Below are 8,322 nucleotides of genomic sequence, written 5' to 3'. Positions count from 1 at the left end.
GATCCCCACCGACGGCCCGGCCCCGCCCGAGCGCGGCGACCGGGGCGACCGCTTCTAGCCGGTCGCGGGCAGCAGGGCGCGGATGGTGGTGTGGACGGCGTCGAGGTCCACCGCCTCGGGAGCGACCCGCCACTGCGCGTGCAGTCCGATGACGGCCCCCACCAGCAGGGCCGTGAACCCCTCCGGGGTGCCGCCCGGCGGGAGCGCCGCCACCGGTATGCGCGCCCGCACCGCCTGCCTGAGCGCCGCGTGCAGCATGGCCGCCATCGCGCCCTTCCGGTATCTCGTCGTCTACCCGGCCCTGACCCGGAAATGGGAAGGGGCCTGGCGCGACCGCTCCCTTCGGTGAGGGTCAGGCGTGCAGTTCGGATTTGAGGGCGGCGACGGTGGTGACCGGCATGCGGCAGGTGAACCGGCGGCAGACGTAGGCGGCGGCCTGGCCGTTCACCAGGCCCCGGCCCGCGAGTAGCGGCACCTCGGCCCGCCCGTCGCCCGGGCCGCGGGCGACCACCAGGCCCGGCACGTCGGCCAGCAGCGCCGCGCGGTGCAGCGCGGCGGCCGACGGGTCGTCGTCGGCGCCCACGATCGCCACCTCCACCGGCCCGGCCAGCGCGGCCCGCGCCACGGCCAGCCCCCAGCCCGCGAACCGCGCGTGCTCCCCGGCCAGCACCGACACCGTGCCCAGGGCGGCCTCGGCGGCCTCCCGGTGGCGCGTCTCGCCGGTGAGCGCGGCGTAGGACAGCAGTGCCCCCGCCGCGGCGAACTGGCCGGACGGCGCGGCGTTGTCGGTCGGGTCCTGCGGGCGCTGGAAGAGGCGTTCGGCGTCGTCGGCGGTGTCGAAGAACCCGCCCTCGCCGTCGGCGAACCGGTCGAGCACCGCGTCAAGCAGCTCGCCCGCCCGCCGGAACCAGCGCGTCTCGCCGGTGACCGAGTACAGCGCGAGCAGCCCTTCGGCCACGTCGGCGTAGTCTTCGAGCACCCCGGCGTGGTCGGACGGTCGCCCGTCGCGCGAGGTGCGCACCAGCCGCCCGCCGTCGGCGTGCACGTCGTCGAGCAGGGCCGCCGCCCGCCGCGCGGCCTCGATCAGGTCGGGCCGCTCGAACGCGGCCCCGGTCTCGGCGAGCGCGGCCACCGCCAGGCCGTTCCAGGCGGCGACCACCTTGTCGTCGCGGCCCGGCCGGACCCGACCGGCGCGGGCGGCCAGCAGGCGCTCGCGTACGCCCGCCAGGCGCTCGGCGTCATCCGGCTCATCGAGCAGTTGGAGCACCGATGCGCCGTGCTCGAACGTGCCCGCCTCGGTGACCTCGAACACCGACGCCGCCCAGGCGCCGTCGTCGTCGCCGAGGACCTTCCGCAGCTCGGCCGGGGTCCAGACGTAGAACTTGCCCTCCACGCCCTCACTGTCGGCGTCGAGCGCGGAGGCGAAGCCGCCCTCCGGCGTGCGCATCTCGCGCAACAGCCACTCGGCGGTCTCCAGCGCCACCCTGCGGGCCGGCGGCGACCCGCCGGCGCGCCACCAGTGCGTGTAGACGCGCAGCAGCAGCGCGTTGTCGTAAAGCATCTTCTCGAAGTGCGGGACCACCCACGCCGCATCGACGCTGTAGCGGGCGAAGCCGCCGCCGAGCTGGTCGTAGATGCCGCCCCTGGCCATCGCGTCGAGCGTGGCCGAGGCCATCTCCACCGCGTCGGCCGACCCCTCGCGCAGCAGGAACTCCAGCACCATCGACGGCGGGAACTTCGGCGCCCCGCCGAACCCGCCGTTCGCCGCGTCGAAGGACCTGCCCAGCCCCCGCACGGCGGCGGTCAGCGTCTCCGCGGTCGGCACCGGCCCACCCGGCAGCGCGGCCCGCCGGTTCAGGACCTCCACGACCTGGGCCCCCTGCCCGACCACCGCGTCACGATCGCCCTCCCAGGCGTTGGCCACCCCGGTCAGCAGCCGCTGGAACTGCGCCCTGGGGAAGTACGTGCCGGTGTAGAAGGGATGCCCGTCGGGAGTGGCGAACACGGTCATCGGCCACCCGCCCTGCCCGGTCATCGCCTGCGTGGCCGCCATGTAGACGGCGTCCACGTCGGGACGCTCCTCCCGGTCGACCTTCACGTTGACGAAATGCTCGTTCATCAACGCGGCGGTCGCGTCGTCCTCGAAGGACTCATGAGCCATCACGTGACACCAGATAACCAGTGGCATGATGAATATCCCACTGAGATCAACAGTGGCACATCACGCCTACTCGCTTCCCGCATCGCCTCCTCTCCCCAAGGCCACCAATCCACAGGGTTGGCGGCATGCTGGAGGAGGTAGGGAGAGGTCTCACTACCGAGCCTGTTCACAAGACCACACTCTCACACCTCAGAACAGGACGACGCGGGTGAGGATCGCCTGTTGGTTCTTCCTGTCGATGCGGTACTCGGCTATACCGTGACCTCGGGGATGAGGATCCCGCCAGTCTGGATCGGTACCGACCTGGTCACTCCCGGCAGCCATGGATCCTCACATATCGCCACAGTCAACGCCACCACCGCGGAAAAGGTCTCTGCCGAGACGCTCGAATCGGCAAGGCGTCGGATACGACGGTAGAAGGGACGACCGGCCACAGGTCGTCTTCCTCGATCACTGCTCGGCGCGCTGTCGGCGGCGGCGGGCGATGTCGTCCATCGTCGTGGTGGGCAGGGTCCCGGCTTCGGCCGATGCCCGGATGCGGTCACGATCGGGGTCGGTGTCCAGCATGGCGCGGCCCCACCAGGCGGTCAGCACGCCGTCGAGCTGCGGGCCCTGCGGCGCTTCCAGCAGCTCGGCGAAGAACTGCGCCCGGCGGCTTCCACGCGGCGCGTTGGAGATGCCGCCGATCGTCCTCGGTACGTGCGGGCGGCCCGATCCTTCGCCGTGTGCGACCTGAGCGCTCATGACAATCAGGGTATGACGCGACCGCGGTGTCCGCATGCCACCCAAGGCAGGTGAGGCGAATCATCTGAATGAACGTGAGCCGGGCCGACGGGGGCTGTCGTGGGGGCCGGGCAGGCGTAGGCTCAGGTTGTGTGGATCTCGAATTCGTCTGCACGCACGCGGGACGGCCGGCTTCGGCGCTGACCCGCAGGGATGTGGCGCGTGCGCTGCTCGCCGTACCTTCTGGGGTGGCGCTCGTCGCGCTGCCCGAACTCCGCCGCGCCCTGATGGGCGCGAGCAACCCGCTGTCCGCCATGTTCTGGGACTCGGCCAAGGCCACGCTCGGCGCGATAGAGTCGGGGGTGGCGACCGTGGGCGACGTCCAGCACTGGCTGGAGGCGACCGGCACCGAACCGATACTGCTGACCCGCTCGTTCTACGTCTGGCCCGAAGAGGACGAGCGCGGCGAGACCACCGGCGAGATGTACGACCTGCTCGTCGCCCACCTGGAGGGACGGGTGGTGGTCGGCGAGATCGACCCCGACGCGCTGGCCGCCGAGGACCCGGCCGCCCGCCTCGCCTACGAAGACCTCCAGGAGCGCTGGCTGGTCGCGCCGCTGCCCGGTGACGGCCGGGTGCCGCTGGAGGCGCTCACCGACGAGCAGGAGAAGGAACTGGAGGAGGCCTGGGACGAGGAGGAGGCCTACGCGCTCAGCGAACTCCGCCGGGTCGTGGGCGAGCTGCCCGAGCCGCCGCTGCCCGAGCGGGAACTGCACACCGCCGCCGCGCGGCTGCGCGAGATGCTGACCGACGCCGGCTACCCCGGGAGCGTGCTGCGGGCCTGCGCCGGGTTCGAGGGCGAGGCGCTGCCGGACGACGACACCGATTTGTGGCTCGCCGTCGCCGCGGGCGTGTCCGGGCCGATCTCCGACCTGCCGGAGGAGGACGACACCCTGGAGGAGTTCGTCGATCTCGACGGTGACGTGTCGCACGAGGACTCGGTGCTGGCCGCGCTGTGCGCGATCCACCACGCCGACTGGCTGGCCGCGGTGACCGCGCTGGCCAGGCGGGGACCCGGGGTGCTGGCCTCGGCCGAGCGGATCGCCCGGCTGATCGCCGAGTCCGACGACGTGGAGGCGGACGTCGACCCCGACGACGTCGAGGCGACCGAGATGCTGTTCATGTCGGTGACCCCACTGTGGGCCGAGCTGGGCATCATCGACCGCGACCAGGTGCTGACGCCGCTCGGCTGGTGGGGCCTGCCCAAGGCGCTCGAACGCGCCTGGAACTCCGGCGACTGACCCTCGGTCAGTCGCCCGGCGGCCTGGCCACGGCCTCGCGGTAGTCGTCCGCCACAAGGTCCAGGTATTCGGGGTGGCGCCGGATGTACTCGGCGATGAACGGGCACACCGGGACCACCGCCAGACCGGCGTCGCGGCCCGCGTCGAGGGCCGCGGCGGCGAGCCTGCCGCCCAGGCCGCGCCCGCCGTACGCCTCGTCGACCTCGGTGTGCGGTAGCACGAGCCGGTCGGCGCGCAGCCGGTAGTCGGCGAAGCCGGCCTGCTCGCCGTCCACGAAGACCTCGAAGCGGGAGGCCTCCTGGTTGTCGACGACGCGGATCTCCTCGGCCATCAGCGGCCTCCGCCGAGGTGCGGCACCGGCGGCCTCCCCGGGGCCCCGGGCATCAGTGAACCCCGTTGGGCTTGGGCTCACCGTTGGCCGGGCGCCGCTCGGGCTCGTCCTCGTGCGGCACCTCGATCTTGGAGATCTGCTTGTTCATCGACTTGATGAGCAGGAAAAGGGCGACACCCAGCGCGGCGACGACAAGGAACCCGAGCAGGCCCGGGCTGACGTCGCCGCGGGGCGCGATGGCGAGTAGCGTTGTCACCCCACCAAGTCTGCCACCTGCCCCCGACAGTGCCGCCGTGGCGTCCGGCTAGTTGACGACCGACGCCTGGGTGCGCTCGTCGCACCCGGCGGGAGTGCCGGACTTGGCAGGCGCGGCCCCCTCGATGCCGGCGAACAGGTCCTCCTCCGGCGGCTCGGTGTCGACCAGGGACCTCGCCAGGTGGAAGTCCTCGGTCGGCCAGATCTCCATCTGCAGCTCGCGCGGGCACACGAACCAGAAGCCGTCCGGATCGACCTGCGTGGCGTGCGCCATCAGCGCCAGGTCGCGCGTCTCGAAGTAGCTCGCGCACGGCACGCGGGTGGTCACCGGCCACTTCTGCGGGCGGTCCTCCCAGCGGGAGATCCACTCCGCGTACGGCGAGCCCATGTCGCGCTCGGTCATCGCCTCGTGCAGCGCCTCGAACCGCTCCTTGCTGAAACCCATGTGGTAGTAGAGCTTGAGCGGCTGCCAGGGGTCGCCCGTGCCCGGATAGCGGTCCGGGTCGCCGGCCGCCTCGAACGCCTCGACCGACACCCGGTTGGTCATGATGTGGTCGGGGTGCGGGTAGCCGCCGTCGTCGTCGTACGTGAGGATCACCTGCGGCCGGAACTCCCGCACCGCGGCCACCAGCGGCGCGGCCGCCACCTCCAGCGGCTGGACGGCGAAGCAGCCCTCGGGCAGTGGTTCGTTCTCGTCCTCGGGCAGGCCCGAGTCGACGAACCCCATGAAACGCTGCGAGACGCCCAGGATCTCGCGCGCTCGTTCCATCTCCTGACGCCGGACTTCGGCCATGTTGGCGAGGATCTCCGGCCGATCCATCTTCGGGTTGAGGATGGAACCGCGCTCCCCACCGGTTAGGGTGCAGACCAGCACGTCCACGCCCTCCGCGACGTAACGTGCCATGGTCGCGGCGCCCTTGCTCGACTCGTCGTCAGGGTGGGCGTGAACGGCCATAAGCCTCAGCGGTGCACTCACAGGCTCTGCTGTCTCCTTGCGATCGGACCTGCAGACCACAGGCGAACGGGACCGCCTCGGTCGTGCGGCGGTCCCTTCCCCCGGGCAGACGCGGAGGCGAGACCCCCGCGAGGGACAATTGTCTCGGATAACGCCGAGCAAGTGCAGGGAGATTCCACGATGGTCGCCAGCGAGGCCGGGCAGGGCGCGCAGACCGGGCCGGTGCTCGGGACTCCGGACGACTTTCCGGAACGTCCGGACGGCCCGGCGCGTCGCGGGCGTTTCGTCGTTCACCTGGTCATCGCGGTGCTGGTGACGATCGTCGCGGGCGGCTGGGGTTATGTCATGTGGGCGGCCAAGGGGGACACCGAGGTGATCGACCAGGTGATCACCTTCGACGCGAGCGGCAGTGACTCGGTGACGGTAACCTATGAGATATATAAGCCTTCCGATCGGGCGGCACTTTGCCGACTCCGCGCCACCGATGTGAAGCACGTCGAAGTGGGCACTCGCGAGGTCACGATCCCCGCTGGTGAGGGGTATGTCCGGCGATCCGACCGGCTGGAGACCAGCGCGCAGGCCACTTCGGTTCACGTCCAGTACTGCTATCTCGTATAGTGAGACATTTGGGGAAGCGTTGGCGGCGCTGGCTTGTTAGCCTGTCGAAATTCAGATGTGTCCGTGGCATCACCCAGAGCAGTGCCCCCGTACGAGTGAGCAAGGAGAACCCGTGGCCGACTCCCACGACCAGAGCGTCACCTGGCTGACCCAGGAGGCGTACGACCGCTTGAAGGCGGAATTGGAGTACCTCTCTGGCCCGGGGCGTACCGACATCGCCAAAAAGATCGAGGCCGCCCGGGAAGAAGGCGACCTGCGCGAGAACGGCGGCTACCACGCGGCCAAGGAGGAGCAGGGCAAGATGGAGGGCAGGATCCTCCAGCTCCGCCAACTCCTGGACAACGCGCGTGTCGGGGAGGCGCCGCGCACCGAAGGAGTGGTCGGGCCCGGCATGACGGTCACCGTCCGGTTCGGTGGCGATGACGAAGAGGTCACCTTCCTGCTGGCCTCCCGCGAGGAGAGCGGGGCGCCGATCGACGTCTACTCGCCCAAGTCGCCGCTGGGGTCGGCGATCAACGGCAAGAAGATCGGCGAGAAGGCGACGTTCACCCTGCCAAACGGGCGTCAGAACACGGTCGAGATCCTTGAGGCCGTGCCGTACGTCGGCAACTGACGCGTCCACGCGCCGCGTGGGCCGGCGGGAACGGTCCCAGGACCGGTTCTGTGGTGATCGCGGCGCCTGGGTATCGATCGGGCATGACCGGGTATTGACTGGCGCTGACCCTGGCACTGGTCCACCGACACACTACGAGCGAGATCCGCCGCGTGCGCCCATGGGCGCCGTGGCGGATTTTCCACGTCAGACCGGCATTTCACCGATAAGTTTCGCTAAGGCGTGCGTACCACGCCGTGCGTGCGGCATCCTCATAAAGGCGGAAGCCGACGCGGGCCTCGCGGGCCTCCAGGGTCTGGGGGGCTTGGGGCCTGTTGTGGTTCGGGTGGCCCTTTTGGGCGGCCTTTGGACGGAAGGGGTGGTGTGGTGCTCGGCGAGCGGGAGCATGCCCCCTTCGGCCGTCCCGGATCGCCCCACTGGCTGCGGCGGCACGCCGTGCCGATCATCGTGATCGCCCTCGTCGGCGTGATCACCGCCGACGTGGCGGTCCTCGGCGAACTGTCCCGGCGGCGGTCCGCGCTGGAGGCGGCCGGGACCGAGCCGTACATCCCCGGGCTGGGCCCGGACGCGCGTCCGGTGAGCAACGACAACGACTACGTCGTCAAGCCCGCCCCCCTCCAGAGCGCCGGAGCGTCACCGCAGGCCGCGCCGCGCCCGCAGGTCGAACCGCTCAAGTCCACCCACGCCCCCCACCTGTTCGCGGTGACCCGCAAGCCGCTCACCGAGGCGACGCTCAAGAAGGTCGCCAAGGTCGCCGGCATCCGCGCGATGGAACTGGCCGACGCCGCCGAAGTGGTGATCGACGGCAAGCGCGTGCAGACCCTCGGCGTCGAACCGTCCACCTTCCGCGCCTACACGCCGCGCCCCACCGCCAAGTCCGACGCCCTGTGGGGCAACATCGCGGGCGGCGACGTCGCGGTCTCCTTCGTGCTCGGCAACGACGGCGGGCTCCGGCTCGGCACTTCGGTCAACGCGGCGAACCGAACGCTGCGCATCGGCGCCTACGCCACCATGGGCATGGGCTCCATCGACGCCGTCGTCTCCCGGATCACCGCCCGTGCCCTCGGCATCCCCGAGAACAACGCGCTGGTCATCAGCGCCCCCGAACAGGACAGCGTGCGGCTGCGCAAGGCCGTGCTGCGGGCACTGCCCAAGGGGTCGCAGGTCGCGGCCATCAACCCGGTGCTCAAGCGGCCCAACGGAACCGTCCAGCCCCAGGGACGCACGACCTGGCCGGTGGGGGCGCTCATGTCGGTGCCCCAGATCGAGACGGCCCTGCGGGCGGCGGCCTCCAAACTGGGACGTCCGTACGTCTGGGGGGCGGAGGGGCCGGAGACCTTCGACTGCTCGGGGCTCGTGCAGTGG

The 8,322-nt window shown here is 71.0% G+C and carries 9 protein-coding genes and 1 pseudogene; 4 read left to right on the top strand and 6 right to left on the bottom strand.

What is annotated here, in order from left to right; genetic code table 11:
* Nucleotides 1–54: 54 nt before the first annotated feature.
* From C1I98_RS30895 to C1I98_RS30880, 3 genes and pseudogenes are all read right to left on the bottom strand, one after another.
* On the bottom strand, nt 55–267 hold the full coding sequence (locus C1I98_RS30895) for a hypothetical protein (RefSeq protein ID WP_111170905.1): 213 nt from the start codon (nt 265–267) through the stop codon (nt 55–57).
* Nucleotides 268–352: 85 nt separating this feature from the next.
* Nucleotides 353–2,331, bottom strand: a pseudogene (locus tag C1I98_RS30885) (thioredoxin domain-containing protein).
* Nucleotides 2,332–2,611: 280 nt separating this feature from the next.
* On the bottom strand, nt 2,612–2,905 hold the full coding sequence (locus C1I98_RS30880) for a hypothetical protein (RefSeq protein ID WP_111170904.1): 294 nt from the start codon (nt 2,903–2,905) through the stop codon (nt 2,612–2,614).
* Between the two features lie 131 nt (nt 2,906–3,036).
* Between C1I98_RS30880 and C1I98_RS30875 the strand changes: the two genes are divergently transcribed.
* Nucleotides 3,037–4,185, top strand: coding sequence for a hypothetical protein (locus C1I98_RS30875; protein WP_111170903.1), 1,149 nt, complete (start codon nt 3,037–3,039; stop codon nt 4,183–4,185).
* 7 nt (nt 4,186–4,192) lie between these two features.
* Here the strand turns inward: C1I98_RS30875 and C1I98_RS30870 are convergent, their stop codons facing one another.
* Genes C1I98_RS30870 through mca form a run of 3 tightly spaced genes read right to left on the bottom strand, consistent with a single transcriptional unit; the run spans nt 4,193 to nt 5,747 of the window.
* Nucleotides 4,193–4,516 (bottom strand): GNAT family N-acetyltransferase, encoded by a 324-nt coding sequence (locus C1I98_RS30870; RefSeq protein WP_111170902.1) that lies wholly within the window; start codon nt 4,514–4,516, stop codon nt 4,193–4,195.
* A 52-nt stretch (nt 4,517–4,568) separates the two neighbouring features.
* Nucleotides 4,569–4,772, bottom strand: a complete 204-nt coding sequence (locus C1I98_RS30865) for a hypothetical protein (protein WP_111170901.1) — start codon at nt 4,770–4,772, stop codon at nt 4,569–4,571.
* A 48-nt stretch (nt 4,773–4,820) separates the two neighbouring features.
* The gene (gene mca, locus C1I98_RS30860) at nt 4,821–5,747 is read right to left on the bottom strand and encodes a mycothiol conjugate amidase Mca (protein ID WP_111170900.1); all 927 of its coding nucleotides are present in this window, start codon (nt 5,745–5,747) and stop codon (nt 4,821–4,823) included.
* Nucleotides 5,748–5,906: 159 nt separating this feature from the next.
* Between mca and C1I98_RS30855 the strand changes: the two genes are divergently transcribed.
* The 3 genes from C1I98_RS30855 to C1I98_RS30845 form a co-directional block, all read left to right on the top strand.
* On the top strand, nt 5,907–6,344 hold the full coding sequence (locus C1I98_RS30855) for a DUF4307 domain-containing protein (protein WP_111170899.1): 438 nt from the start codon (nt 5,907–5,909) through the stop codon (nt 6,342–6,344).
* A 112-nt stretch (nt 6,345–6,456) separates the two neighbouring features.
* Nucleotides 6,457–6,957: a transcription elongation factor GreA gene (greA, locus tag C1I98_RS30850; RefSeq protein ID WP_233508331.1), complete on the top strand. Its 501-nt coding sequence runs from the start codon at nt 6,457–6,459 to the stop codon at nt 6,955–6,957.
* Nucleotides 6,958–7,323: 366 nt separating this feature from the next.
* Nucleotides 7,324–8,322, top strand: a 999-nt coding sequence (locus tag C1I98_RS30845; RefSeq protein ID WP_233508330.1) for an NlpC/P60 family protein, incomplete at its 3' end; no start/stop codon positions are given.

The organism is Spongiactinospora gelatinilytica, assembly GCF_003236385.1.
In the GTDB taxonomy this organism is placed as follows: Bacteria; Actinomycetota; Actinomycetes; order Streptosporangiales; family Streptosporangiaceae; genus Spongiactinospora; species Spongiactinospora gelatinilytica.
This window is presented reverse-complemented; position numbering and strand designations above follow the sequence as displayed.